We start from the raw sequence: 23,950 nt of genomic DNA, 5'->3' as shown, positions 1-23,950 counted from the left end.
ACGCCATTGTGGTGGTGAGCCGGCGCGTTGTCAGGCCAGCGTGCGCTCGACGATGTCTCGCAAATCGGCCGACAGCTTTTCTGCATTGGCGATCGAAAGCAGCGCCTCCCTTGCCTTGGCCTGCCGCACCGGTTCGAGCGACCGCCAAGACCTGAGCGCCGTCGCCAGCCTGGCGGCCACCTGCGGGTTGCGCTTTTCCACCTGCAGCACCGTTTCGACGAAAAGCCGGTAGCCCTCGCCGTCGGCGCTATGGAAGCCGGTCTGGTTGGCGCTGGAAAACGTACCGATGAGTGAGCGCACCCGGTTCGGGTTGGCCATCGAGAACGTCGGGTGGCCGGTCAAAGCGCGCACCGCATCGACGGTTTGCGGGCCGGGCACACTGGCCTGGATCTGGAACCATTTGTCCATGACCAGCGCATCGGTTGCATATCTCGCCTCGAAATCGGCCAGCGCCTTGGTCGCCTCCGGTGAGCCGTGGTGACGGTGCGCAAGCACGGTCAACGCCGCGGCCCGGTCGGTCATGTTGGTCGCCGACTGGAAGTGCCGGGCAGCGAGTTCCGCGCCTCCCGGCAGCAAGCAGAGATAATCCAGCAGGACATTGCGCAGTGCACGCCGCCCGGCACTGGTCGCATCCGGGCTGAACGGACCATTGTCGGCGAGCCGATCGTAAAGTTTGGAGAATATCTCGCTGTTGGTCTCGGCGATCGCAACCACTAGCGCCTCGCGCGCCGCGAAAATGGCGTCGGGGTCGATGTTCTTGCCGATGTCGCGGGCGATATCGGCCTCGCCGGGCAGCGCCAGCGCCAATGCCCGATAGGCGGGTTCGAGTGCTTCGTCGCCGGCTATCTTGCCCGCAAGCTCGGTCAGCCGGGCGCTGAACTCGGGTTGCCTGTGGTCCAGGATCTGACGGAAGGCTGCAATCAGGGCATCGGTCAAAAGCGTGTTGAACGCCTGCCAGCGCGAGAAGGCGTCGCTGTCATGGCCAGCCAGAAAAAACTGGTCGTCGGGCCGTTGCTCGACCGAAAGCGTCACCGGCGCCGAAAAGCCACGGTTGAGCGACATGGCCGGACGCTCGGCAATCCCGGAAAACCTGAGGACATGGCGACGTTTGCGGATATGGATGACACCGTCCTCGACGTTCGCCCCTTCGACGCCGCTATGCGCTATCGCCTCGCCACCGGCGCCAACCAGGCCGAAGGCAAGCGGAATGTGCATCAGCCGCTTGCGGCTTTCCGCCGGTGTTGGCGGCACCGACTGCTCGATTTCGAGCGTGAATTCTCGCGCCGCCGGATTATACGCCGAGCTGGCGGTCAGGTTCGGCGTACCGGCCTGATGGTACCACAGCGAAAACTGCGACAGGTCGCGACCGGAGACGTCTTCGAACACCTTGATGAAGTCTTCGATCGTCGCCGCCTGGCCGTCGTGACGTTCGAAGTACAGGTCCATGCCGGCGCGGAACGTCTCGGCGCCGAGGATGGTATGGATCATGCGCACGACTTCCGAGCCCTTTTCGTAGACCGTCGCCGTGTAGAAATTGTTGATCTCGCGGTAGCGGCGCGGCCGCACGGGATGCGCCAGCGGCCCCTGGTCCTCGGGAAACTGATGGGCGCGCAGCGTACGCACCTCGGCGATGCGCTTGACGGCGCGCGAGCGCTGATCGGCGGAGAATTCGTGGTCGCGGAAAACGGTCAGGCCTTCCTTCAGGCAAAGCTGGAACCAGTCGCGGCAAGTGATTCTGTTACCTGTCCAATTGTGGAAATACTCATGCGCGATGATGGCTTCGATATTGGCGAAATCGGCGTCCGTCGCGGTTTCCTGGTCGGCCAGCACGTACTTGTCGTTGAAGATGTTGAGACCCTTGTTCTCCATCGCGCCCATATTGAAGTCGGACACGGCGACGATGTTGAAGACATCGAGGTCGTATTCGCGGCCGAACGCCTCCTCGTCCCATTTCATCGAGCGTTTCAAGGCATCCATGGCGTAGCCGGCGAGCCTCTCCTTGCCCGGTTCGACATAGATTCCGAGCTCGACGTTGCGGCCAGACAGGGTAACGAAACTGTCCGAGATCCTGCCGAGGTCGCCCGCCACCAGCGCAAACAAATAGGACGGCTTGGGGAACGGGTCGTGCCAGACCGCATAGTGCCAGCCGCCGGCAAGTTCGCCGCTGCCGGCCGGGTTGCCGTTGGACAAAAGCAGCGGCGCCTCACGGCGCTGAGCTTCGATGCGCACCGTATAGACCGACAGGATGTCGGGGCGGTCGAGGAAATAAGTGATGCGGCGAAAGCCTTCGGCCTCGCACTGCGTGCAATACACGTCGCTGGAGCGATAGAGGCCCATAAGCGCTTCGTTCCGCGCCGGCGCCAGCACGGTTTCGATTCTCAGTTGGAAGCGCCTTGCCGCAGGGGGGCTGACGATTGTCAGTTGATCGGGCGTGGCGAGAAAATCCGCAGGGCTCGTTTCCTGGCCGTCGATGGCGATGCTGCTGAGCGTCAGCCCGTCGCCATCGAGCACCAGCGGCACTGATGCCGCAATCCCGTCGCGGCGTTCGACCGCCAGCACGGCGGTGACATGCGTTGCTTCAGGTGAAAGGCGGAAAGTCAGGCTGGTTTCCGGAATGAGATAATCGCTGGGGCGATAGTCTTCTAGCTTGAAGACCTGGCCGGTATCGGTGCGCATTCCTTGATTTTTCCTGTCGATCCGGGAGTGGCGGGCGGGTCCGCTGGTCCAAATAAATTGAAGTCTGCGCTCTTTACACGAAACACTCCCTCGACAAAACTGCAGCGACGTCTATTTCAGGCGATCATTTCCCAAGCATCATCGCGAGGCTTCCATGACCGTCGTCACGCCGAAATTCGGGATGGGCGCCTCGGTGCTGCGTCGCGAGGCCTTCAAGGGCGCCGGGGAGGCGAGTACGATCGGGTCGACGCGTGCCGCGCTCAATGAGGTGACCGACGCTCTCTATAGCGCCTACGGCATCAGACATATCGACATGCCCGCAACGCCGGCGCGCATCTTGGCGGCGATCCAGGAAGCAAAAGGGGCGTGACAGCCGAACGGGACTTGCCAGTGCTTGCTGCCGGCGACCACGCCGGCGAACACAGCACGTTAACCGGGATCGTGCTCAAGATCGTATCGGTGGCGGTCTTCGTCGGCATGTCGTCCTGCATCAAGGCGGCAGGCACGGTGCCGGCGGGCCAGATCGTCTTTTTCCGCTCCTTCTTTGCCATCTTTCCGATCATCGCCTTCCTCGCCTTCCAGGGGAAACTCGGCACCGCCTTTTCGACAAAGCGCCCGCTCAACCACATTGCGCGCGGTGTTGTCGGGGTTTGCGCCATGGGGCTCGGCTTCTTCGCGCTGACGCGGCTGCCGCTGCCCGAGGCGATTACGCTGAACTACGCGCAGCCGCTGCTGGTCGTGGTGTTCAGTTCGATCTTCCTCGGCGAAGCCATCCGCATCTATCGCTGGAGCGCGGTTGCCGTCGGCCTGGTCGGGGTGCTGATCATCTCGTGGCCGGAACTGACGCTGCTGGGCTCGGGCGCTGCCCTTGGCGACCAGGAGGTGCTCGGCGTCATCGCCGCCCTCATGGCCGCGGCGATCTCGGCCATCGCCATGCTCCTGGTGCGCAACCTCGTCCAGAGCGAGCGGACGGCGACCATCGTGCTGTGGTTCTCTGTGACGGCGAGCGTCATGGCGCTGCTTTCGCTGCCATTCGGCTGGCAGGCGCTGACGCCAGTGCAGGCGGGGCTTCTGATTGCCGCGGGTTTTTGCGGCGGGCTCGGCCAGATCCTGATGACCTCGGCCTATCGCCATGCCGAAGCTTCGGTCGTTGCACCGTTCGAATACACCTCGATGATCCTCGGCGTCGTGGTCGGCTATCTGGTCTTTGGCGACGTCGCCACGATCAACATGCTGGTCGGCGGCATTATCGTCGTCGCAGCGGGCATTTTCATCATCTGGCGTGAGCGCCAGCTCGGCCTCGAACGCACCCGCACGCGCAAGGCGATCGCGCCACAGGGGTGATCAGTCTTTCGCCGCGTCGGCCCGCCCTTTCGCCAGCCGCACCAGCACCGCCCGCGTCTGCTCGTCGGCCGGGAAAAAGGATTCGATCGCCAGCTCCGACAACGTCACGTCGAGCGGCGTGCCGAATACGGTGATGGTGCTGATGAACGACAGCATCGCGTCGCCATGGGCAAGCTTGAGCGGATGGACAATCGCATTCGGTTCGACCGGCGCCGGCCGGCTGCCTTTGAGGCCGGACGGATAGGCCCGAAGCTCGCGCTCGAGCTCGACCAGCACCGGATCGGCGGTAGCATCGTTCTGCTGCTTCAGCCGCTCCAGAAGATGCGTCCGCCATTCCGCAAGGTTGACGATGCGCGGCGCGATGCCGCCGGGATGCAGGCTGAGGCGCAGCACGTTGACCGGCGGCGTCAGCAATGAGGCATCGGCGACATTGGCGAGGAACGGGCCTATGGCGGCGTTCGCCGACACCAGGTTCCAGTGCCGGTCGACGGCAAGCGCCGGGAACGGCTCGTGCGCCTTGAGCACGGTCTCGACCGCCGCCATCGCCGGCGCCATCGAGGCATCGTCAAGCGGCCGCTCACTGAAGCTCGGGGCAAAGCCGGCGGCCAGCAGCAGCTGGTTGCGCTGCCTGAGCGGGATCGAAAGCTGCTCGGCCAGATGCAGCACCATATCGCGCGAGGGTGCGGCGCGGCCGCTTTCGACGAAGCTCAGATGCCGCTGCGAGATCTCGGCCTCCATGGCGAGGTCGAGCTGGCTCATGCGCCGGCGTGTACGCCATTCGCGAATGAGACTGCCGGCTGAAATCTGGACTGCTGTCATGACGAGATGACTAGGCCGGTGGGAGAGGGATTTCAATTACCTGGGAAGTCATCGGCACTGTCTTTCCCTTCTCCACCACAGAGAGAAGGAAGAGGCGCGCGAACCTCAACTCAGCGCCCGCAACTTCGCCTTCACTTCGAGGAAATCCCGCCACGCCAGCTTCTTGTGCGCCGGCGTCCTCAGGAGATAGGCCGGATGCAGGGTCGGCATGGCGGGAATTGCGACGCCGGATGGGGTCGTGTGGACGCGCCAGTTGCCGCGCAGCCGCAATATGCCTTCGGAGGTGTTGAGCAGGGTCTTTGCCGACGGGCCGCCGAGATTGACCAGCACTTTCGGAGCAACCAACTCGATCTGCCGTTCGATGAACGGCCGGCATATCTCGGTCTCGTGCGGCGTCGGCGTGCGATTGCCCGGTGGCCGCCAGGGAATGACATTGGCGATGTAGACTGAATTTCGATCAAGACCGATCGCGGCCAGGATGTGGTCGAGCAGCCGGCCAGAGCGGCCGACGAACGGCAGGCCCTCTATGTCCTCGTCGCGGCCCGGCGCTTCGCCGACCAGCATCACCTCGGCAGTCGGATTGCCGTCGGCGAACACCAGGTTCTTGGCCGTGAATTTGAGATTGCAGCCGTCGAATGCCGCCATGTGCTGGCGAAGCTCGTCGAGGTTTGCCGCCGACCTCGCCAGTTGGCGCGCCAACGCCGCCTGCGCCTCGTCGGGCACCGTTGCGGTGGCCGGAGGCGTTCGCACTACCGGTGCCGTATTCGGTCTCTCGCCCATTTCGGCACGCGACACGCTCGTCGAGCGTTGCGGCGCCGCATTTTCACCGGCCGGCAGAGCGGCCGCCGCGGGTACCCGCTCCGGCGGCCTGGCTTCTGCAAACCTGTTTACCGGCTGTTCTTCAAGTGCCTCATCGACGCCAGCGCTGGCGTAGAAGGCCAGCAGCTCGGCGAGATCGGCTCGGTTATTGTGGGGGGCGGCAGTCATGGTTTCACATTCGGCCGCGGAGCTTGAATTTGCAAGTTCAGCTCGACGGTATGCGCGGATCCTGCACCAGATAGAACGTCCAGCGCGGCGTGTAGTCGGTGATCAGGAAATAGAAGCTGGCGGTCTTCAGCGGGTCGATCTTGCCGTTCTTGAACAGCAGGCGGTCATACGGTTCGAAATTGCGGTCGAAATCGGCGTAGCTGCTCGACCAGATATTTTCGGGCGTTTTGTTGCGCTGGTCGAACGACAGGCCGTCGCCGAACACGCTCGGCTGGTCGAGGATCTCCTGGAGTTCGAACTGGAACTCGACCCAGGCCTGGCCGCTATTGTTGAGCACGTCGATGCGCATGTACATCAGCCCATTGGCGAAGTCTCCAGCCTTGCCGAACGGCTGGATCGGCTTCGTCGTGCGAATGGCCAGCGTTACCGGCGTCGCTGAATTCAGCTCTTCGGTGATGACGAGCGGATCCTCCTTCGTGCCGACGCCCGAAGCCCCGGTGATGCGGAAGCCGCCGCGCTCGTCGGAAAAGGAGTAGGCGCCGGTCGCCCAGACCAGTCGTGGGTCGGCGCGGGCATCGACGGCCGCCAGCGGCAGAAGCGCCAAGAACGCCGCACGGCAAATCCGGCCGGGCGTGAAAAAAAAGCGCGTCGATGAAAAGCCAGCCGGCCCGAATATGCGCATGGCGGGAAGTATGGCCGATAAGCAAGCCGTCGAACAATTAAAAACATCAGTGCGACATATCTCTACAAACGGAATAGGATTGAAGATTGGTGCTCGCCACCGCGAATCTGTGCGGCAGGACGCGACTTTTTGACGAAATCGGTATTGTCGCGTCCGCGCCGGTTTCCCGTCGCTATTTGATGCGCTATGCAGCGCGTGAGCCAGCAAGATGCCGGGAATAGCGAGCCAGTGAGGGGTCGATGAGCGATATCGAACGCGAAAGCATGGAATTCGACGTGGTCATCGTCGGCGCCGGCCCGGCCGGCCTCGCCGCCGCGATCCGTCTCAAGCAGGTCAATCCCGAGCTTTCCGTCGTCGTGCTGGAAAAGGGCGGCGAAGTCGGCGCGCACATCCTGTCCGGCGCCGTCGTCGATCCGATCGGCATCGACCGGCTGTTGCCGGGTTGGCGCGAAGAGGAGGGTCATCCCTTCAGGACACCGGTCACCGACGACCATTTCTTGGTTCTCGGCCCCGCCGGTTCGTTCCGTCTGCCCAATATCCTGATGCCGCCGCTGATGAACAATCACGGCAACTATGTCGTCTCGCTCGGCAATGTCTGCCGCTGGCTGGCGACAAAGGCCGAGGCGCTGGGCGTCGAGATCTATCCGGGCTTTGCCGCGGTCGGCCTGCTCTACAACGAGGCCGGTGCGGTCACCGGCGTCGTCACCGGCGACATGGGCGTCGAGAAGGACGGCACGCACGGCCCGGGCTTTGCGCCGGGCATGGCGCTGATGGGCAAATATGTCTTGATCGGCGAGGGCGCGCGCGGCTCGCTAGCCAAGCAGCTGATCGCCAAATACCATCTTTCCAATGGCCGCGAGCCCGGAAAATACGGCATCGGCCTCAAGGAACTCTGGCAGGTCAAACCGGAAAACCACCGGCCGGGCCTTGTCCAGCATTCCTTCGGCTGGCCGCTCGACATGAAGACCGGCGGCGGCTCCTTTCTCTACCATCTCGAGGACAACCAGGTGGCAGTCGGCTTCGTCGTTCACCTGAACTACAAGAACCCCTATCTGTCGCCCTTTGACGAGTTCCAGCGCTTCAAGACCCATCCGGCGATCCGCGGCACCTTCGAGGGTGCCAAGCGGCTGGGCTATGGTGCCCGCGCCATCACCGAAGGCGGCTGGCAGTCGGTGCCGAAACTGTCCTTCCCCGGTGGTGCGCTGATCGGCTGCGCGGCCGGCTTCGTCAACGTGCCGCGCATCAAGGGCTCGCACAACGCCGTGCTTTCAGGAGTGCTGGCGGCCGAGCATGTCTGCGATGCGATAGCCGCCGGCCGGGCCAATGACGAGCTGGCCTCCTACGAGGCCGCCTGGCGCGCCACCGACATCGGCAAGGATCTGAAGAAAGTGCGCAACGTCAAGCCGCTATGGTCGCGCTTCGGCACCATTGTCGGCGTCGGTCTTGGCGGGCTCGACATGTGGCTGAACACGCTGTTCGGCTTCTTGCCCTTCGGCACGATGAAGCACGGCAAGGCCGACTACGCGACGCTGGAACCGGCCGCCGCGCACCAGAAGATCGCCTATCCGAAGCCGGACGGGGTGCTGACCTTCGACCGGCTGTCGTCGGTGTTCCTGTCCAACACCAACCACGAGGAAAACGAGCCGGTGCATCTGCTCGTCGCCGACATGGACCTGCAGAAGCGCTCCGAACATGACGTCTATGCCGGGCCCTCGACGCGTTACTGCCCGGCCAGCGTCTACGAATGGGTCGACAAGGACGGCAATGCCGCCGCCGATCCTGCGGCCAAGGATGTGCGCTTCGTCATCAACGCGCAGAACTGTGTGCACTGCAAGACTTGCGATATCAAGGACCCGAACCAGAACATAAATTGGGTGCCGCCACAGGGCGGCGAGGGCCCGGTCTACCAGAACATGTAAGTCACAAGGTTTGCTCCGGACCAAACAAGATGAGGAGCAGCGCAACCGTAGGATTGTTGAATAGACCGCCTGCCTGTGTTTCCTTTCTGTGACGACAGGGAGGAAGGAAAATGCGTCTGGCAGTTCTGACGAGCGCTGTGGCGATCGGGGCGTTGTGCACCCCTTTAGCCTTGGCCGACACTAAAGTATTGGTCAAGACACGAACTTATAACATTGCCGGAACCACCGGCGCGGCCCTGATCGAGGCCATGGATCGCAGTGGGCCGAAGCACGGCTTCATGACCCACGCCATCGCGCAGACCGGCTACAGCGTCGATGATTGGACCTTCGACGCCTATACGGAAAACGGCGTCTGCCGCCTGCGCCAGGCCAACGGGACGCTCAATCTCTTCTATACCTATCCCAAACTGGCCTCAGCCACGTCGCCGGCACTGCAGAAGCGGTGGAAGCGGTTCTTCGCTGGCGTCCGCGCCCATGAAGAGACCCATGGCCGCATCGCCAGACAGATGATGCGGGCCACCGAAAAGTCGGTTCGAGGGCTGACAGTCGATGATGACCCGCACTGTTTCGAGGCACGTCGCGAGGCAAAGCGCCGGATCAATGCCATCTATGCCGAATATGAAGCAAAGCAGAAGGCCTTCGATGCGCGCGAGCATCGCGACGGCGGCCCCGTCGAGCACCTCATCCGCGCTTTTGTGGGCCAATAATAAGCCAGGGTAGAGATTGGACTGCGGATTTTCAGCTTCGGGCCCCGCCAGGCAGCGCCGCAAGCGCGGTCGCCGTCTGGTGCTCGTCGAGCGGCTTTTGTTCATCCGAGCGTAGCGAAAATTCCACCAGCACCGGCAGATGATCTGAGCCGGTGTCCTCAAGGGTCGACGCCGAACGGATGGCGATAGCGCCCTTGCTGAAAACCTGGTCGATCGGCAGTCCGGCGAAGCGCAGGAAATCCGGCAGCTTTCTGTAGAGCCAGGTCGGCCCGACCGATGGCATTACAGTCAGCTTGCCAAGCGATGCGACGCGCCGGACAGCGGCGCTCCATGGCGCTGCGTTGCAGTCGCCCGCCAGGATCGACGTCTCGCCAAGCGAGACGATTTCGTTCGACAGTCCGTCAATCTGCCGTGATTGGTTGTGCGGCCATGGCCAGGTGAGGTGGATGGCGGCGACATCGACGTCGGTTCCGCCGAAATCGACCGTAGCGATTGCCATCGCGCCGCGGCTGTCGCAGTGCGGCTCTGTGCCCGCGGCAAACGGTCGTCTGGACAGCAGCGCAACGCCGAACACGCCATTGGGATACGGGCAGAGGATCCGGTAGGGATAAGCGCCGGACAGCAGCCCAAGCTTTGCCTTCCACATTTCGGACACCTCATCGAGGGTGATCACATCAGGCTGGGTCCGGCCGATCAGCGACAGCACCTTCTCAGGCGTTGGATTGTTGAACCTGAGGTTCATCTGCAGCAGGCGGTAGACCGCCTCGCCGCCGGGCCTGGCGTCGTAGGCGGCCTGCACCTGCCATAGCCGCGAAAGCGGCAAGGCATTCGACGTGGTGGCAAAGGCGGCCACCGCAAACAGCAATCCGGCGGCGGCCTGCAGGCGAAACGAGGTGGCGAGCAGCGGCAGCGCGCAAAGCGCCATCAAGAAGGCAAAATGAACGCGGAAATGAGCAAAAGAATCGAAGGCCGGATGCAGCGATCCGAAGAACCCGGCCACCAGCGCGACCGAGAGTGCAAGCATTGCGACGAACGCCAGTGCAACCGTCATGTCTCGAACACGTGCCATCGCTTTGTCTATCGGCAGAAATGCGGCTCAATCAAGATGACGAAACGTCCTGCCGTGGACCGACACATGCGATCGGCAGCTACTGGAAGGCAGTTTCCGAAAAGCTCCTGAGCTTGCGCGAATGCAGCCGCTCCATCGGCATTTCGGCCAGCTTCTCCATCGCCCTGATGCCGATGGTCAAATGCTGCGCCACTTGCCGCTTGTAGAATTCGGTCGCCATGCCAGGCAGCTTCAATTCGCCATGCAGGGGCTTGTCGGAGACGCAAAGCAGCGTGCCATAGGGCACCCGGAAGCGAAAGCCGTTGGCGGCGATCGTCGCCGATTCCATATCGAGCGCGATCGCCCGCGACTGCGACAGCCGCTGCACCGGCCCGCGCTGGTCGCGCAGCTCCCAATTGCGGTTGTCGATGGTGGCGACGGTGCCGGTGCGCATGATGCGCTTGAGGTCGTAGCCGGAAAGCCCGGTGACCTCGGCGACCGCTTCCTGCAGCGCCACCTGGATTTCAGCCAACGGCGGAATCGGCACCCAGACCGGAAGGTCGTCGTCGAGGACATGGTCTTCCCGTACATACGCATGCGCCAGCACATAATCCCCCAGCGCCTGCGTGTTGCGCAGACCGGCGCAATGGCCGAGCATCACCCAGGCATGCGGCCGGAGCACCGCGATATGGTCGGTGATCGTCTTGGCGTTGGAAGGGCCAACGCCAATATTGACCATGGTGATGCCGCCATGGTTCGGCTTCTTCAGATGATAGGCCGGCATCTGCGGCAGGCGAGGCGGCGCGGCACCCTCACCGGGCGCGCTGTCCCCGACTTTGGTCACAATATTGCCCGGCTCGACGAACTCGACGTATCCGTCACCGCCATTGGCCATCAAATCGCGTGCACGGGCGACGAATTCGTCGATATAGAACTGGTAATTGGTGAACAGCACGAAGTTCTGGAAATGCTGGGGACTGGTCGCGGTGTAATGCGACATCCGATGCAGCGAATAGTCGATCCGTTGCGCGGTGAACGGTGCCAGCGGCCGTGCCTCGCCCAATGCCACTTCGAACGTGCCGTTGGCGATCTGGTCGTCGGTGCCGTCGAGATCCGGCACGTCGAACAGGTCACGGATCGGCCGTTTAATGCGCTCGGCAGCAGTGCCGTCGACATGCGTGCCTTCGAGAAAGGCGAAATGCAGCGGGATGGGAGTGGTCGATTCCGAAACCGTGACCGGAACGCCGTGGTTGCGCATGATCAGCCGAAGCTGTTCGGTGAGATAGCTTTCGAAAAGGGCAGGCTGGGTGACGGTGGTCGAGAAATGCCCCGGCGTCGGCATGTGGCCATAGGCCTGCCGCGAGTCGATCTGGGTGAACGAACTCGTGGTGACGCCGATCTCCGGATAGAAGGCCCGGTAGCGTTTGTTGTTGTCGCCGCCCGCGGCGAGCGCGGCAAATGAATCGCGCAGGAACTTGGTATTGCGGTCGTAAAGCACCTGCAGGGCGGCGACCGCCTTCTTGGCGTCGTTGAAGCTCTGTCGGCCAAACGGCTCCGGCGTGACGACCGATTCAATGGCTTGGGGATAGATTCGCTTTTCCATGACCCAATATAGAGAGTTGGGCGCGCGGTTGGGAGGGGGTAAGGCGGTCTCAGAACGCTGTTGGGCGTTTTCTTTCCTGCGATTCAACCGCGCCGCAGGCTGACCAGCAGCACAAAGCCGAGACCGGACTTCCTCAGCGCAGGCGCCTCGATGGTCGAACCGGCATCGGCGCGCATCGTCGGCACGGCCAGGACCGGGGCCGCCAGAAGCATCAGGATGAGCGCCGTCCGCGGCAGAAGCCGAAGGGTCTTGAGGACGTTGGCGGTGAGGTGGGTCATGGCGTGGTTTTCTAGATTCTCGCTGTCGGGTTCAGTGGCGAAGCTGGTTCGGGCAACCGAGCCGGCAGGAAATGGCGACATCCCAGGCGCGGGCCGGACGGCCGGCTTCGGCGACAAGGACAGCGAACAACATGCCGAACAGGCTCATCAGCAGGCAGACGATGGTGAAGCGGCGGGCAAGCATTGCGCGGTGTCTCCTTCAACACGCATGACAATGCCTCGCCCCGGCTGAACCAGCTCTGATGCCGGCGTTCATCTGGGGTTCAAAATGGTTGATGATCTCTGGACGGGCCGCCTTGAAAGCAGCGACCGATGGCGATGCCGTGGCCGCGAGACCGATAACATGAAAACGGGGCCAACTGGCCCCGCTCATCCCGGCAGGAATGGCTCGATCAGAGCTTATGCCAGGTCTGGCTCTTGCAGATCAGCCCGCCGAGCACGCAGCCGCTCATCTTGAGCGAACTGCCGGAAAGCGACGCCTTGCCCGAATAGGTCTTGTCGGTTTCCGGGTCGGTTATCGTGCCGGCATATTTGTTGTCGCCGGCCACCCTCAGTGAACCGATGTTCTTGCCGGCAAATTTGCCGGATTTGAGCGTAATCGAAAATGCCCCGCCGCCACCCGAAATGGCGGCAGTCGATCCGGCTTGCGTTTTCCAATTGCCTTCGATCGGATCGGCCCATGCCGCGCCGGTCATCATTATTGCGGCCGCGAGGGCCAGGCTCACTTGTCGAAACATGTCTCTCCTCCCTCAGGCAAGTCCAATCGGGCTCCGTCCCGGCTGTCTGCCCCTTACGCAAACGTAAGCTAGTCCAGCTCCCGGAAAAACAAAAGCGGTGCCGCGAGGGAAGGGTTGCGGGTTTTTGCCCGCTCCCGAACGGCCGCGCCGGTGAAAAATGAAACGGGCCGCACACGTCTTTATCTTCCGTGGTTAGCGGAGTCTTGATCCGTGCCTCGCAAGTTTTCTTCAAATTTTGTGCGAACCGGCGCGATTGCTGGGTTTGTATCCTTAACGAATTTTCGCGTTTACCTCTTGTTTTAGCTTTGTTTTCCTCAAATTAAGCACGCCATTTAACGACGGATTCAAGCCTCCGCGGCATTCTCGAAAGCATCGAAAGAGCGGCCGCCCCCGAAGGTAGTCAAGGACACCGAGGGACAGACGGAGACAGCTCTCGGGAGCCAGAACAGGGGATTGAAATGGCACGTTTTGAAATGCTTGAAGCCGGCTTCGGCGCCATGGGGGCAACTGCCCAGGCCGATATTCTTTTCGAGTTGGGCATGATGTATGCGACCGGCCGCGATTGCGAGACCGATGTCGTCGCCGCCCACAAATGGTTCAACATCGCCGCGATCAAGGGGTCGGTCCGCGCCGCGGAACTGCGCTCTGAACTGTCGGCCGCCATGTCGAAGGTCGAGATCGCCAAGGCGCTCCGCGAAGCCCGCGAATGGATGACGATGCACTGAATTCGTCAATGTCGACTTCACGGGGGTACTGAGTTCACGACAGGGACGCTTCGGGTCAAAGCCGCGCAGATGGCGGGGCCCGAAAAATCAAGGCCGCGCAAGACGGCTGGGCTAACAAGATCAAGAACACGGCAGCGAGCTGTGCAATAGACAGGGAAGGCGAGCGGTTCCTGGCGCCGATGCGTTGGGAAGCTCGATGGCAAAAGCCGCGACCGGCCGGAACAAGGCTGGCGCGGCTTTGTCTTTGGGACCGCGTGTTGCAGGCCCAATCGAGTGCCGACGATGCGCCTAGACAGCTCCGGTGAAGGATGAAATTCTCCCGCCACTCTGGAAGAGGCGCGGCCGGAACGGTCGCGCGAGAGTGGAGGAGTTGTGTCACCATGAAGAAATTCAGTATTTTGAGCGCCGCCATATTTGGCCTGATGATGACCGCGCCGGTCGCCTTCGCCGACGACATCACCTTTTCGGTGGTCGGACCGATGACCGGTCAGCTTGCCACCATCGGCGACCAGTTCAAGCAGGGCGCGCAAGCCGCCACCGACGCGATCAACGCGGCGGGCGGCGTCGACGGCCGCCAGATCAAGCTCGACATCGAGGACGACCAGTGCGATCCGAAGCAGGCAGTTTCGGTCGCGAACCGCATCATCGCCAATGGTGTCAAGTTCATCGATGGCCATGCCTGCTCGGGCTCCAGCATCCCGGCCTCCGCTGTCTACGCCGAAGCCGGTGCGCTGATGATGAGTCCGGCTTCCTCGAACCCGGTGCTGACCGACGCAGCGGCGAAGGCCGGCTGGCCGACGATCATGCGCCTCTATACGCGCGACGATGCGCAGGGCGCTTTCATCGGTCCATGGATCGCCAAGAAATATGCCGGCAAGAACGTCGTCATCATGCACGACAAGAGCGCCTATGGGCAGGGTGTGGCCGATGCCGTCAAGGCAACGATGAACCAGAACGGTCTCAAGGAGATCCTCTACGAGGGCATCAACGCCGGCGAGAAGGACTACTCCGCGCTTGTTACCAAGCTCAAGGAGCTGAAAGCTGATGTCGTCTATTTCGGCGGCTATCATCCCGAAGCGGGCCTCATCCTGCGCCAGTCGGCGGAGCAGAACCTCAAGTTCCAGCTGATCATGCCGGACTCGATCGCTTCGCCGGAATTCTGGCAGGTTGCCGGTCCGGCCGGTGAAGGCACCATGTTCGTCTTCCCATCGGATCCGCAGGCGAAGCCCGAAGCCAAGGAAGCCATCGCCAAAATCAAGGCCGGCGGCTTCGTGCCGGAGGGCTTCACGCTGTTTTCCTATGCGGTGATCCAGGCCTTCGCCGAAGGCATCAAGCGCGCCGGCAGCGACGACCCGGTCAAGGTCGCTGAAGCGTTGAAGAACGGCCAGCCGATCAGCACGGTTGTCGGTCCGGTCACCTTCGACGAGAAAGGCGACCTCAAGAACGCCAGCTACGACATCAACCAGTGGCACGACGGCAAATACGCCCCGATCCAGCCGTAATGGCCGCGGCGCCGCAAGCTGCGCTGGTGTAATCGAACATGGCCGGGGTCAAACCCGGCCATGTTGTTCTTGGCGATGCCTTTGTGACGCGTTCGAGATCACTTCGTGGATAGGGAAACAGCAGTCAGCTGTGGTTCCTCGGCAAAGCGAACCAGCACGGTTCCGTCGGTGACCTGCGCGCCTTCGGCAGCGATTTCGGCGATTACCCCGTCATGGGGGGCGGCAATGGTGTGCTCCATCTTCATCGCCTCCAGGATCAGCAGCGGCTGCCCCTTGATCACGGCCTCGCCTTTGCCAGCACGAACCAATTTGACCAGTCCCGGCATTGGCGCGCGCAGGCTGCCGGAAGCGGCTGCGGCTTCGTCGGCCCGCGCCAGCGGATCCGGCACGGCAAAACCGTAGCCGATGGCGCCTTCGAAGACCGTGACGTGGCCCGGCCAGCGGGCGAGGCGAGGCCCGGCGCGGAGATCATGCGAATTGGCGCTGTCATAGGGGGCATCCAGCGCCACCTCGAACCGCCCGTCCGGCCGCACCGATACGCGCGCGACGATCCCCTGCTCGCCAAATCTCAGCAGCGTGCGCCGCGCCACCGCGTGGAAATGCGCATAGCCGGCCAGTGACGACCAGGGATCGTCGGAGGACGGCAAGTCGCCCGCACCAGACGCGGCAAGTGCCGCAGCGGCAATCGTCTCACCGCTCGGCGGCGGAACCGCCGTCAGCGCCTGCTGATGCCTGGCGATCAGGTCGGTATCGACATCGCCCGCCGCAAAATCCGCATCAGCGGCCAGCGCGGCAAGAAAGGCGGTGTTGACCGTCGAGCCGGCGATTTCGGTCTGCGACAGCGCCGCGCCGAGTGCCGTGAGCGCCGTCCGCCTGTCCTTGCCATGGATGACCAGCTTGGCGATCATCGGATCGTAAAACGGCGAGATCGCATCGCCGGCGCGCACACCGGTTTCGATGCGCATGCTCGCACCTTCGGGCGCCGGTTGCGGAAATTTTAAATGGTGCAAGGTGCCGGTCGCCGGCAAAAACCCTCTTGCTGCGTCCTCGGCATAGATGCGCGCCTCGAAGGCGTGGCCGGAGAGCGCGACCTCGCTCTGCGTCTTCGGCAGTTTTTCGCCGGAGGCCACCCGCAACTGCCACTCGACCAGGTCGATGCCGGTGACCATTTCGGTGACCGGGTGCTCGACCTGCAGGCGGGTGTTCATTTCCATGAACCAGAAACGGTCGGCCTTCAGACCTTGAGAGGCATCGACAATGAACTCGATGGTGCCGGCGCCGGAATAGTGGATTGCCTTGGCGGCCTTCACCGCCGCCTCGGTCATCGCCTTGCGCAACGCCGGCGTCATGCCGGGGGCAGGCGCCTCCTCGATCACCTTCTGGTGGCGGCGTTGCGCCGAGCAGTCGCGCTCGTAGAGGTGCACGACATTGCCGAAACTGTCGCCGAATATCTGCACTTCGATGTGGCGCGGCTTGTCGACATATTTTTCCACCAAAACGCGGTCGTCACCGAAGGCGGCCTTCGCCTCGCGCCGTGCGCCAGACAGTGCTTCCGAAAAATCATCGGGATGCTCGACGCGCCGCATGCCCTTGCCGCCGCCACCGGCGCGCGCCTTGATCAATACGGGGTAGCCGATCTCGCGCGCCTTGGACGCGAGCAACACGATCTCCTGCGCCTCGCCATGATAGCCCGGCACCACCGGCACGCCGGCCTTTTCCATCAGCCGCTTAGCCGCGTCCTTCAATCCCATGGCGCGGATCGAGGCCGCCGACGGCCCGATGAAGATCAGCCCCGCCGCGACCACCTGGTCGACGAAGTCGGGATTTTCCGAGAGAAAGCCGTAGCCCGGATGAATGGCCTCGGCACCCGTGGCCAAGGCCGCCGCGATGATCTTGTTACCCCGCAGATAGCTTTCGCCGGCAGGCGAGGGACCGATATGCACCGCCTCGTCCGCCGTCTCGACATGCAAGGCGCGAGCGTCGGCGTCAGAATAGACGGCGACGCTGCGCACACCCATCCTGCGTGCCGTGCGGATCACCCGGCAGGCGATCTCGCCACGGTTGGCGATCAGGATCTTGGCGAACATCGGGCCTCCACAGGCAGAGCTCGCCGCCAACGGCGCGAATTCTCTTCACGCGAGCTGCGGCAATACCCCGCTTTGTAATCTGGCCGTCAAAGGATAGGCAAGCGAGGCCTGCCTACTTGGAGGCCGCGATTTCGCAAGCTCCACCGGTCGTGACCTTGTAATGGCTGCGGGTGGCCTGGCAGGATTTCATAGCCATATCCTCGGCAGCCTTTTGCGAGGGCGCATTCAAGCGCGAGCCGCACATGATGTACAACGAACGCACTCTGGAATAGGGAGTGGTCGCATAGGCTGAATGGCCGCTGGCCGCCATATACGCCTTATATGCCTTGGTACACGGCCGATCCGCGGTTGCCCGCAAATACGGGTAGAAACGGACGTCGCCCTTGCTTCCAACTAGCGATTCGGCGGCGCCAACATTCGGTGCAGAGGCCACGAGCAGTGCAAGTACCAATATGGTTGCTCGCCTGATGGATAAAGATTTCATTGCCCAACCCATTTGAAAAAACCAAGACTGGCAGATATTCAGCTATTTGGAGGCGGCTATTTCGCAGCCTCCGCCTGTCGTAACCTTGTAACTGTTGCGGGTGGCCTGACAGGATTTTAACGCCAACTCTTCGGCAGCTTGCTGTGATGGTGCATTCAAGCGTGAGCCGCAGATGATGTACAGCGAACGCACCCGGGAATACGGAGTGCTTGCATAGGCCGAATGGCCGCCGGCCGCTACATAGGCCTTGTAAGCCATGGTGCATGGATCCTTCGGATTCTTCGGCAAATAGGGGTAAAAACGGGTCTCGCCCTTGCTTCCCGCCAGCGATTCCGCCGTTCCTATGCCAGGTGCCGTGAATACAAGAAAGCCGGCAAGTATCGAAGCGATTGTACTTTTGGCGTGTCTCGGTGTCATTTTTCCCCCTGGAAGAGCGAACGCCAACAGCATCTCCTACTTGGAGGCAGCGATGCTGCAAGCTCCCGCGGTTGTGACCTTGTAGCTCTTCTTGGCTGACTGGCAGGATTTCAGCGCCTGCGCCTCTGCAGCCTTTTGCGACGTTGCATTTGCACGCGCGCAAATCATGAACTCGGTCGCCCAATTGAATGGAGTCGACGCATAAGCGGAATGGCTGCCGGTCGCCACATAGGCCCTGTATGCCTTCTGACAGCCTCCCGTCGAGCCAGGTGCGAAATAGACGGGATAGCGGCTGTCGCCATTGCTTCCCGCCAGCGACTCCGCTGCTCCGATGCCGGGCGCCCCCAACACGAGCAACCCTGCAAATATGGATACAGTTGTTTTCTGAAAAAGCTGAAGTCTCATCTTCGCCCTATCCCCCATTGCTATCTGGCCCTTTGATGCCGAAAGCTACTTGGAAGCGACTACGCCGCAGCCGCCGACCATGTCCACTTTGAACTTCTTGCGACCGGATTCGCATGACTTAAGCGCGAGCGCTTCGGCAGCCTTCTGGGACGGTGCGTTAACGTGCACGCCGCAGACGAAATACAGGACCCTTGCTCCGGTGATGGTCGATGCGTAGGCGGAATGACCGGCCGCAGCCACATAGGCGTTGTAGGCCTGCCTGCAATTGCCTTCCGAGCCTTGCTGAGGGAGATACACGAAGGAACGCTTGTCGCCGACTTTCCCAGCCAGCGACGCCGCTGCACTGATGCCAGGCGTCGCTAATATAAGCAACCCCGCAAGTATAGACGCAGTTCTTTCCTTGAAAAGCCGCCGTTTCATCTTCGCCCAATCCCCATTGGTATTTGCGATGACCAATAGCCGTGATTCTTTCGGCTGGCCAGATGAAGAAGCAAAAAAGGTCTGGAGGTGTGGACGGGTTCGTCGCCCGCGCAGGGTCACACCCTGCCGAGTGCAGCAACGATCCGCTGATACAGTTCGGCCGTCGGCTCGTCGAAGCAGCAGAAAATGACGGTTTCCGGAACGATATTCTGGCCGATGAAGGCACTCACGGTACCGACAGCAATTTGCGTCGCCTGATCCTTAGGATAGCGGTAGACACCGGTCGAGATCGCTGGAAACGCCACCGTCCGGCAGTCCTTTGCGGCGGCGATTTCGAGTGACCGGCGATAGCAGGAGGCGAGCAGCTCGGCTTCTCCTTTGCTGCCGCCTTGCCAGACCGGTCCGACCGTGTGGATGATGTAGCGTGCCGGCAGCCTGTAGCCCTTGGTGAGTTTTGCCTCGCCAACCTTGCAGCCATTCAGCATCCGGCATTCGAACTCAAGCTCGGGGCCGGCCGCGCGGTGAATGGCGCCGTCCACGCCACCGCCGCCGAGAAGCGAGGTGTTGGCGGCATTGACGATGGCATCGACCGCCAGCTTCGTGATGTCGCCGGTGTGAACGCGAATCCTCTGGCCGACTGCGCTCATCTCACATCCTGAACACGCCGAACCGGGTCTCCTCGATCCCGGCGTTCAGCGCGGCCGACAGGCTTAGCGCCAGCACCTCGCGGGTCTTCGCCGGATCGATGATGCCGTCGTCCCAGAGCCTTGCCGACGAATAGAGCGGGTGGCCTTCATGCTCGTACTTCATCAGGATCGGCTTCTTGAATTTTGCTTCCTCTTCGGCGCTCCACTCGCCACCCTTGCGCTCGATGCCTTCGCGCTTGACGACGGCCAGCACCGTTGCTGCCTGTTCGCCGCCCATCACCGAGATGCGGGCATTCGGCCACATCCACAGGAAGCGTGGCGAATAGGCGCGTCCGCACATACCGTAATTGCCGGCGCCGAACGAGCCGCCGATGATCACGGTCACCTTCGGCACCTTGGCCGTTGCGACCGCCATGACCAGCTTGGCGCCATCCTTGGCGATGCCGCCGGCCTCGTATTTTCGCCCGACCATGAAACCGGTGATGTTTTGCAGGAAGACCAGCGGGATCTTGCGCTGGCAGCACAGCTCGATGAAGTGCGCGCCCTTCAGCGCGCTTTCCGAAAACAGCACGCCATTGTTGGCGACGATGCCGACCGGCATGCCGCTGAGGTGGGCGAAGCCGGTGATCAGCGTGGTGCCGTAATTCTGCTTGAACTCATCGAACTCGGAGCCGTCGACGATGCGGGCGATCACCTCGCGCACGTTGTAAGGCTGGCGCAAATCCGTCGGTACGATGCCGTAGAGTTCATGTGGATCGTGAAGCGGCGGAATCGATTTCTTCAGGGCCAGGCTTACAGTCTTGTTCCGATTCAGGTTTTTGACGATACGCCGGCATATTGCCAGCGCATGTTCGTCGTCGAGCGCATAGTGATCGGCAACGCCGGAAAGCCTTGTGTGCACGTCGGCACCACCGAGGTCCTCGGCGGTGACGTCCTCGCCGGTGGCCGCCTTCACCAGCGGCGGCCCGCCGAGAAAGATGGTCGCCTGGTTGCGCACCATGATTGTCTCGTCCGACATCGCGGGCACATAGGCGCCGCCGGCCGTGCATGAACCCATGACGCAGGCGATCTGCGGAATGCCGGCGGCCGACATGTTGGCCTGGTTGTAGAAGATGCGGCCGAAATGATCGCGGTCGGGAAACACCTCGTCCTGATTGGGCAGATTGGCGCCGCCGCTGTCGACGAGGTAGACGCAAGGCAGATTGTTCTGTAGCGCGATCTCCTGTGCACGCAGATGCTTCTTCACCGTCAGTGGATAATAGGTGCCGCCCTTCACCGTGGCGTCATTGACGACGACCATGACTTCGGTGCCTTCGACGCGGCCGACGCCGGCGATGAGGCCGGCCGAGGAGATGTCCTCGCCATACATCGACCACGCCGCGAACTGGCCGATCTCGAGGAAGGGCGAGCCGGTATCGAGCAATTGGGCAAGACGTTGCCGCGGCAGGAGCTTGCCGCGCGAAACATGCCGCTCACGCGCTTCCTCCGAGCCGCCGCGTTCGACCGTAGCAGCCTTTTCCGCAATATCGGCGACCAGCGCCCGCATGCGCTCGGCATTGGCGCGGAAGATATCGGAGACGCGCGAGATCTGCGAGGTGAGGGGGGCCATGGCGCTACCGGATCAGCTCGATCTTGCAGCCGACATCCAGGTCGCCCCAGTCGCGATCGGCGGTGACGGCAATGGCGTTCTCGCGAATTGCCAACGCCAGGCAAGCTCGATCGCCCAGCGACAAGCCGCGATGCCGCGTCAATTGGCGAAGCTGCCCGGCCGCGATGCCCATCGCGTCGTCGAAAACGGCGATCGGCATGCCGAGACTGGCGAGGTCGTCCGCGGCCTGTTCCATGCTGCGACCCTTGTCGATCAGCTTGGCGATGATTTCGGCCGCATTGACTGAACTGCATTGTGCGTCCGGCGCAAACCCCAAAGCATTGTCGGTGCCTTGCTCGTTGAGCAGGATTGCGAGCGCCGCCGAACTGTCCATGACGTAAGGCTTCATTTCGTCCGCTTCCCCGTTGTCCCTTCGGCGTGAAGCCGGTCGAGACGCTTGTCGCTTCGACGCTGCTCTTCCCGCCGCTCCTTCAGAAATTCGTCGACGACGCTTTCACCGGGCTGTTTCAGCGCCGACAATTCGGCCTGAACGCGTCGCAGATTCTGCAGCCACGATCTTACCCGCAACTCGCCGTTTTCGACATGAAGGATCATGTCCTCGCCAGGCTTCACGCCCATCTCCTCGCGCATCGCAGCAGGGATGACGAAGCGCCCGCCCTCGCCAAGCTTGACGCGCTCGCGTTTCGCCGGAACCCGAAGCCGCGTTTTGCGAGCGCCAGCATCGAACTGTGCTTGCGGATCTTCATCAAATCCGGACTTTCCCGTTCTGCCCGCCATGGTCCGTCTCGCTTGTATTTATGGCATATGTCCAGAAGTATGCCATATCGTGCGGCTTCTGGCAAATCTCAAAAGAATGCCATTAGGCGCCCTCCGCCATGATTTCCCGCCCGATCAGCCAGCGACGGATTTCGCTGGTGCCGGCGCCGATCTCGTAGAGCTTGGCGTCGCGCAGCAGCCGGCCGGTAGGGTAATCGTTGATGTAGCCGTTGCCGCCCAAAAGCTGGATGGCGTCGAGCGCCATCAGCGTCGCCTTTTCGGCGGCGAACAGCACGCACCCGGCGGCGTCCTTGCGCGTCGTCTCACCGCGATCGCAGGCGGCGGCTACGGCATAGACGTAAGCACGCGCCGCATTCATCGTCGCATACATGTCGGCGAGCTTGCCTTGCACCAGCTGGAACTCGCCGATCGGCTGGCCGAACTGCTTGCGTTCGTGCACGTAAGGGATCGCCACGTCGAGGCACGCAGCCATCAGGCCGATCGGGCCGCCGGCAAGCACGGCGCGTTCGTAGTCGAGGCCTGACATCAGCACCTCGACGCCGCGCCCTTCCTCGTGCAGCACATTGTCGAACGGCACTTCGACATTGTCGAGCACCAGCTCGCCGGTGTTCGAGCCGCGCATGCCGAGCTTGTCGAGCTTTTGCGCCACCGAAAAACCGGCAAAGGCCTTTTCGACGATGAAAGCGGTGATGCCGCGCGAATTGAGTTCCGGATCGGTCTTGGCGTAGACGACCAGCGTCTCGGCATCCGGCCCGTTGGTGATCCACATTTTGGTGCCGTTGAGCACGTAGCGATCATTGCGCTTTTCGGCGCGCAGGCGCAGCGACACGACATCTGAGCCGGCACCCGATTCCGACATCGCCAGTGCCCCGACCTTTTCGCCGCTGCAGAGCGAAGGCAGATATTTTTCTTTCTGTGCCTGCGTCGCCCAGCGGTTGATCTGATTGACGCACAGGTTGGAATGGGCGCCGTAGGAGAGGCCGACCGAGGCCGAGGCGCGCGAAATCTCCTCCATCACCACGACATGGGCGAGGTAGCCCATGCCGCTGCCGCCGAAATCGGGATCGGCGGTGATGCCGAGCAGGCCGAGCCCGCCGAGCTCCACCCACAGATGTGCCGGGAATTCGTTCGAGCGGTCGATCTCGGCGGCTATCGGCGCGATTTTCTCCTGGGCGAAGCGCCGCACCAGATCGCGCAGCGCCTCGATGTCTTCATCAAGCCCGAAGTTGAGCGTCTGCGTGTACATGCCGTTCCTCCCGGCGCACGACCCCGAAATCGGGATCATGCGCGAAATCAAAGTGCTACAGCGTCCTTTGCGCGCTCGAATGGACGCACGGTGCCGTGGCTCGTCCTCGCGCCATCGCTCTTTGCTCCAACAAGGCGCATTGTCATTGCTAGATATGTAGCGGTGACTTCGGCGATCGACAGCCGTTCGCCCGGCCGGAACCACACGATGACGCCGGTCATCATCTGGATCAGCGCCATGGCGGTGAGCCCGGTGTCCTCGACACTGAGCAAGCCCGCTTCGACGCCGTCGCGCAGAATGGCGCGCAGCTCCTTCTCGTAAGCGGTGCGCATGCGCAGGATCTGCGTGAGTCTTTCGTGCGACAGGCTGCGCAGCTCCATATTCGAGACATGGGTGGAATGGCGGCGTTCGACGTGGAAAGCGATGTGGTTTTCGACATAGGCGGCGAGCCGCGCTGCCGGATCGGCGCCGACAGGGCGTGTTGCGCGCCACGCCTCGATCAAGCCTTCCATATGCTCGCGCATCAGCGTGAACAGAAGGTCCTGCTTGGTCGGGAAGTAGCGGTAAAGCGCCGCTGCCTGGACGCCGACCTCGGCCGCCAGCTGGCGCATCGACATCGCCTCGTAGCCGAGACGCGCAATCAGGCTGACCGCCGCCTCGCGGACCGCAGCTTCGGTCTTCTCTCCGTCGGAACCGGTCGTGCGCGCCATCGTAAGCAACCTCCCATGCAACAATAAAACAAACGTTCAATTAATTCAAGAGCCGAGGCATGTCGCGGCAGGCAATGGCTTCAAGTAGCGCTGCCCTTGCATCTGCACCCTGGAGATTTTG

At 62.3% G+C, this 23,950-nt stretch carries 26 protein-coding genes; 7 read left to right on the top strand and 19 right to left on the bottom strand.

The genetic code is table 11. The features are described from left to right. Positions 1-30: 30 nt before the first annotated feature. A complete protein-coding gene (gene pepN / locus NKH43_RS04240; protein WP_352856755.1) occupies positions 31-2,676 on the bottom strand; it encodes an aminopeptidase N in 2,646 nt (881 codons plus the stop codon). 154 nt (positions 2,677-2,830) lie between these two features. Between pepN and NKH43_RS04235 the strand changes: the two genes are divergently transcribed. Continuing rightward, on the top strand, positions 2,831-3,046 hold the full coding sequence (locus NKH43_RS04235) for a hypothetical protein (RefSeq protein WP_023718376.1): 216 nt from the start codon (positions 2,831-2,833) through the stop codon (positions 3,044-3,046). Next, on the top strand, positions 3,043-4,020 hold the full coding sequence (locus NKH43_RS04230; protein ID WP_502899437.1) for a DMT family transporter: 978 nt from the start codon (positions 3,043-3,045) through the stop codon (positions 4,018-4,020). The genes NKH43_RS04235 and NKH43_RS04230 overlap by 4 nt, the downstream gene beginning before the upstream one ends. On the opposite strand, the gene NKH43_RS04225 is transcribed toward NKH43_RS04230, so the two are convergent. The 3 genes from NKH43_RS04225 to NKH43_RS04215 all read right to left on the bottom strand — a co-directional run bounded on the left by NKH43_RS04225 (position 4,021) and on the right by NKH43_RS04215 (position 6,508). Then, positions 4,021-4,839 (bottom strand): helix-turn-helix domain-containing protein, encoded by an 819-nt coding sequence (locus NKH43_RS04225; protein WP_352856754.1) that lies wholly within the window; start codon positions 4,837-4,839, stop codon positions 4,021-4,023. It lies immediately after the preceding gene. Between the two features lie 105 nt (positions 4,840-4,944). Further along, positions 4,945-5,826, bottom strand: a complete 882-nt coding sequence (locus NKH43_RS04220) for a uracil-DNA glycosylase (RefSeq protein ID WP_023718373.1) — start codon at positions 5,824-5,826, stop codon at positions 4,945-4,947. A gap of 37 nt (positions 5,827-5,863) precedes the next feature. After that, the gene (locus tag NKH43_RS04215; RefSeq protein ID WP_023718372.1) at positions 5,864-6,508 is read right to left on the bottom strand and encodes a hypothetical protein; all 645 of its coding nucleotides are present in this window, start codon (positions 6,506-6,508) and stop codon (positions 5,864-5,866) included. Between NKH43_RS04215 and NKH43_RS04210 the strand changes: the two genes are divergently transcribed. The 3 genes from NKH43_RS04210 to NKH43_RS04200 all read left to right on the top strand — a co-directional run bounded on the left by NKH43_RS04210 (position 6,459) and on the right by NKH43_RS04200 (position 9,134). Continuing rightward, positions 6,459-6,641 (top strand): hypothetical protein, encoded by a 183-nt coding sequence (locus NKH43_RS04210; RefSeq protein ID WP_198030476.1) that lies wholly within the window; start codon positions 6,459-6,461, stop codon positions 6,639-6,641. The genes NKH43_RS04215 and NKH43_RS04210 overlap by 50 nt on opposite strands. Before the next feature lie 106 nt (positions 6,642-6,747). Next, on the top strand, positions 6,748-8,427 hold the full coding sequence (locus NKH43_RS04205; RefSeq protein ID WP_352856753.1) for an electron transfer flavoprotein-ubiquinone oxidoreductase: 1,680 nt from the start codon (positions 6,748-6,750) through the stop codon (positions 8,425-8,427). Between the two features lie 110 nt (positions 8,428-8,537). Then, complete coding sequence (locus NKH43_RS04200; RefSeq protein WP_352856751.1) at positions 8,538-9,134, top strand: DUF922 domain-containing protein; 597 nt, start codon at positions 8,538-8,540, stop codon at positions 9,132-9,134. A 31-nt stretch (positions 9,135-9,165) separates the two neighbouring features. Here the strand turns inward: NKH43_RS04200 and NKH43_RS04195 are convergent, their stop codons facing one another. The 5 genes from NKH43_RS04195 to NKH43_RS04175 form a co-directional block, all read right to left on the bottom strand. Then, positions 9,166-10,203, bottom strand: coding sequence for an endonuclease/exonuclease/phosphatase family protein (locus tag NKH43_RS04195; RefSeq protein ID WP_352856750.1), 1,038 nt, complete (start codon positions 10,201-10,203; stop codon positions 9,166-9,168). A gap of 79 nt (positions 10,204-10,282) precedes the next feature. Continuing rightward, the gene (locus NKH43_RS04190) at positions 10,283-11,785 is read right to left on the bottom strand and encodes an AMP nucleosidase (RefSeq protein ID WP_352494832.1); all 1,503 of its coding nucleotides are present in this window, start codon (positions 11,783-11,785) and stop codon (positions 10,283-10,285) included. 83 nt (positions 11,786-11,868) lie between these two features. Next, entirely contained in the window at positions 11,869-12,063 is a 195-nt protein-coding gene (locus NKH43_RS04185) for a hypothetical protein (protein ID WP_352494833.1), read from the bottom strand. 31 nt (positions 12,064-12,094) lie between these two features. Further along, a complete protein-coding gene (locus tag NKH43_RS04180) occupies positions 12,095-12,247 on the bottom strand; it encodes a hypothetical protein (protein ID WP_023718367.1) in 153 nt (50 codons plus the stop codon). Positions 12,248-12,455: 208 nt separating this feature from the next. Further along, positions 12,456-12,800, bottom strand: coding sequence for a DUF2147 domain-containing protein (locus NKH43_RS04175; protein ID WP_352856748.1), 345 nt, complete (start codon positions 12,798-12,800; stop codon positions 12,456-12,458). A gap of 458 nt (positions 12,801-13,258) precedes the next feature. On the opposite strand from NKH43_RS04175, the gene NKH43_RS04170 reads away from it, so the two are divergent. Further along, the gene (locus NKH43_RS04170; protein ID WP_006199745.1) at positions 13,259-13,525 is read left to right on the top strand and encodes an SEL1-like repeat protein; all 267 of its coding nucleotides are present in this window, start codon (positions 13,259-13,261) and stop codon (positions 13,523-13,525) included. A gap of 380 nt (positions 13,526-13,905) precedes the next feature. Next, positions 13,906-15,027: a branched-chain amino acid ABC transporter substrate-binding protein gene (locus tag NKH43_RS04165; protein ID WP_352856746.1), complete on the top strand. Its 1,122-nt coding sequence runs from the start codon at positions 13,906-13,908 to the stop codon at positions 15,025-15,027. 98 nt (positions 15,028-15,125) lie between these two features. Here NKH43_RS04165 and NKH43_RS04160 read toward each other — a convergent pair whose 3' ends face one another. The 10 genes from NKH43_RS04160 to NKH43_RS04115 form a co-directional block, all read right to left on the bottom strand. Next, positions 15,126-17,114: an acetyl/propionyl/methylcrotonyl-CoA carboxylase subunit alpha gene (locus NKH43_RS04160; RefSeq protein ID WP_352856745.1), complete on the bottom strand. Its 1,989-nt coding sequence runs from the start codon at positions 17,112-17,114 to the stop codon at positions 15,126-15,128. A 526-nt stretch (positions 17,115-17,640) separates the two neighbouring features. Continuing rightward, positions 17,641-18,015 carry a hypothetical protein gene (locus NKH43_RS04155; RefSeq protein ID WP_352856854.1) on the bottom strand — a complete coding sequence of 125 codons (375 nt, stop codon included), beginning with the start codon at positions 18,013-18,015 and terminating at the stop codon, positions 17,641-17,643. A 36-nt stretch (positions 18,016-18,051) separates the two neighbouring features. Beyond that, positions 18,052-18,420, bottom strand: coding sequence for a hypothetical protein (locus NKH43_RS04150; RefSeq protein WP_352856744.1), 369 nt, complete (start codon positions 18,418-18,420; stop codon positions 18,052-18,054). Positions 18,421-18,465: 45 nt separating this feature from the next. Then, on the bottom strand, positions 18,466-18,840 hold the full coding sequence (locus NKH43_RS04145; protein ID WP_352856742.1) for a hypothetical protein: 375 nt from the start codon (positions 18,838-18,840) through the stop codon (positions 18,466-18,468). 116 nt (positions 18,841-18,956) lie between these two features. Further along, complete coding sequence (locus NKH43_RS04140) at positions 18,957-19,487, bottom strand: O-acetyl-ADP-ribose deacetylase (protein WP_352856740.1); 531 nt, start codon at positions 19,485-19,487, stop codon at positions 18,957-18,959. Between the two features lies 1 nt (position 19,488). Then, on the bottom strand, positions 19,489-21,096 hold the full coding sequence (locus NKH43_RS04135; RefSeq protein WP_352856739.1) for a carboxyl transferase domain-containing protein: 1,608 nt from the start codon (positions 21,094-21,096) through the stop codon (positions 19,489-19,491). A gap of 4 nt (positions 21,097-21,100) precedes the next feature. Further along, the gene (locus tag NKH43_RS04130) at positions 21,101-21,484 is read right to left on the bottom strand and encodes a type II toxin-antitoxin system VapC family toxin (RefSeq protein WP_023677795.1); all 384 of its coding nucleotides are present in this window, start codon (positions 21,482-21,484) and stop codon (positions 21,101-21,103) included. Beyond that, positions 21,481-21,873 carry an AbrB/MazE/SpoVT family DNA-binding domain-containing protein gene (locus NKH43_RS04125; RefSeq protein WP_352856737.1) on the bottom strand — a complete coding sequence of 131 codons (393 nt, stop codon included), beginning with the start codon at positions 21,871-21,873 and terminating at the stop codon, positions 21,481-21,483. The genes NKH43_RS04130 and NKH43_RS04125 overlap by 4 nt, the downstream gene beginning before the upstream one ends. An 82-nt stretch (positions 21,874-21,955) precedes the next feature. Beyond that, a complete protein-coding gene (locus NKH43_RS04120) occupies positions 21,956-23,119 on the bottom strand; it encodes an isovaleryl-CoA dehydrogenase (RefSeq protein WP_352856735.1) in 1,164 nt (387 codons plus the stop codon). Between the two features lie 47 nt (positions 23,120-23,166). Continuing rightward, positions 23,167-23,829, bottom strand: a complete 663-nt coding sequence (locus NKH43_RS04115; RefSeq protein ID WP_352856733.1) for a TetR/AcrR family transcriptional regulator — start codon at positions 23,827-23,829, stop codon at positions 23,167-23,169. Positions 23,830-23,950 lie beyond the last annotated feature (121 nt).

The organism is Mesorhizobium sp. M1163, assembly GCF_040318415.1.
Lineage (GTDB): Bacteria > Pseudomonadota > Alphaproteobacteria > Rhizobiales > Rhizobiaceae > Mesorhizobium.
This window is presented reverse-complemented; position numbering and strand designations above follow the sequence as displayed.

Coding starts and splice junctions, on each gene's coding strand:
- pepN (WP_352856755.1), bottom strand. CDS start 2,676: ATGCGCACCGATACCGGCCAGGTCTTCAAGCTAGAAGACTATCGCCCC.
- NKH43_RS04235 (WP_023718376.1), top strand. CDS start 2,831: ATGACCGTCGTCACGCCGAAATTCGGGATGGGCGCCTCGGTGCTGCGT.
- NKH43_RS04225 (WP_352856754.1), bottom strand. CDS start 4,839: ATGACAGCAGTCCAGATTTCAGCCGGCAGTCTCATTCGCGAATGGCGT.
- NKH43_RS04220 (WP_023718373.1), bottom strand. CDS start 5,826: ATGACTGCCGCCCCCCACAATAACCGAGCCGATCTCGCCGAGCTGCTG.
- NKH43_RS04215 (WP_023718372.1), bottom strand. CDS start 6,508: ATGCGCATATTCGGGCCGGCTGGCTTTTCATCGACGCGCTTTTTTTTC.
- NKH43_RS04205 (WP_352856753.1), top strand. CDS start 6,748: ATGAGCGATATCGAACGCGAAAGCATGGAATTCGACGTGGTCATCGTC.
- NKH43_RS04200 (WP_352856751.1), top strand. CDS start 8,538: ATGCGTCTGGCAGTTCTGACGAGCGCTGTGGCGATCGGGGCGTTGTGC.
- NKH43_RS04195 (WP_352856750.1), bottom strand. CDS start 10,203: ATGGCACGTGTTCGAGACATGACGGTTGCACTGGCGTTCGTCGCAATG.
- NKH43_RS04190 (WP_352494832.1), bottom strand. CDS start 11,785: ATGGAAAAGCGAATCTATCCCCAAGCCATTGAATCGGTCGTCACGCCG.
- NKH43_RS04185 (WP_352494833.1), bottom strand. CDS start 12,063: ATGACCCACCTCACCGCCAACGTCCTCAAGACCCTTCGGCTTCTGCCG.
- NKH43_RS04180 (WP_023718367.1), bottom strand. CDS start 12,247: ATGCTTGCCCGCCGCTTCACCATCGTCTGCCTGCTGATGAGCCTGTTC.
- NKH43_RS04175 (WP_352856748.1), bottom strand. CDS start 12,800: ATGTTTCGACAAGTGAGCCTGGCCCTCGCGGCCGCAATAATGATGACC.
- NKH43_RS04170 (WP_006199745.1), top strand. CDS start 13,259: ATGGCACGTTTTGAAATGCTTGAAGCCGGCTTCGGCGCCATGGGGGCA.
- NKH43_RS04165 (WP_352856746.1), top strand. CDS start 13,906: ATGAAGAAATTCAGTATTTTGAGCGCCGCCATATTTGGCCTGATGATG.
- NKH43_RS04160 (WP_352856745.1), bottom strand. CDS start 17,114: ATGTTCGCCAAGATCCTGATCGCCAACCGTGGCGAGATCGCCTGCCGG.
- NKH43_RS04155 (WP_352856854.1), bottom strand. CDS start 18,015: ATGACACCGAGACACGCCAAAAGTACAATCGCTTCGATACTTGCCGGC.
- NKH43_RS04150 (WP_352856744.1), bottom strand. CDS start 18,420: ATGAGACTTCAGCTTTTTCAGAAAACAACTGTATCCATATTTGCAGGG.
- NKH43_RS04145 (WP_352856742.1), bottom strand. CDS start 18,840: ATGAAACGGCGGCTTTTCAAGGAAAGAACTGCGTCTATACTTGCGGGG.
- NKH43_RS04140 (WP_352856740.1), bottom strand. CDS start 19,487: ATGAGCGCAGTCGGCCAGAGGATTCGCGTTCACACCGGCGACATCACG.
- NKH43_RS04135 (WP_352856739.1), bottom strand. CDS start 21,096: ATGGCCCCCCTCACCTCGCAGATCTCGCGCGTCTCCGATATCTTCCGC.
- NKH43_RS04130 (WP_023677795.1), bottom strand. CDS start 21,484: ATGAAGCCTTACGTCATGGACAGTTCGGCGGCGCTCGCAATCCTGCTC.
- NKH43_RS04125 (WP_352856737.1), bottom strand. CDS start 21,873: ATGGCGGGCAGAACGGGAAAGTCCGGATTTGATGAAGATCCGCAAGCA.
- NKH43_RS04120 (WP_352856735.1), bottom strand. CDS start 23,119: ATGTACACGCAGACGCTCAACTTCGGGCTTGATGAAGACATCGAGGCG.
- NKH43_RS04115 (WP_352856733.1), bottom strand. CDS start 23,829: ATGGCGCGCACGACCGGTTCCGACGGAGAGAAGACCGAAGCTGCGGTC.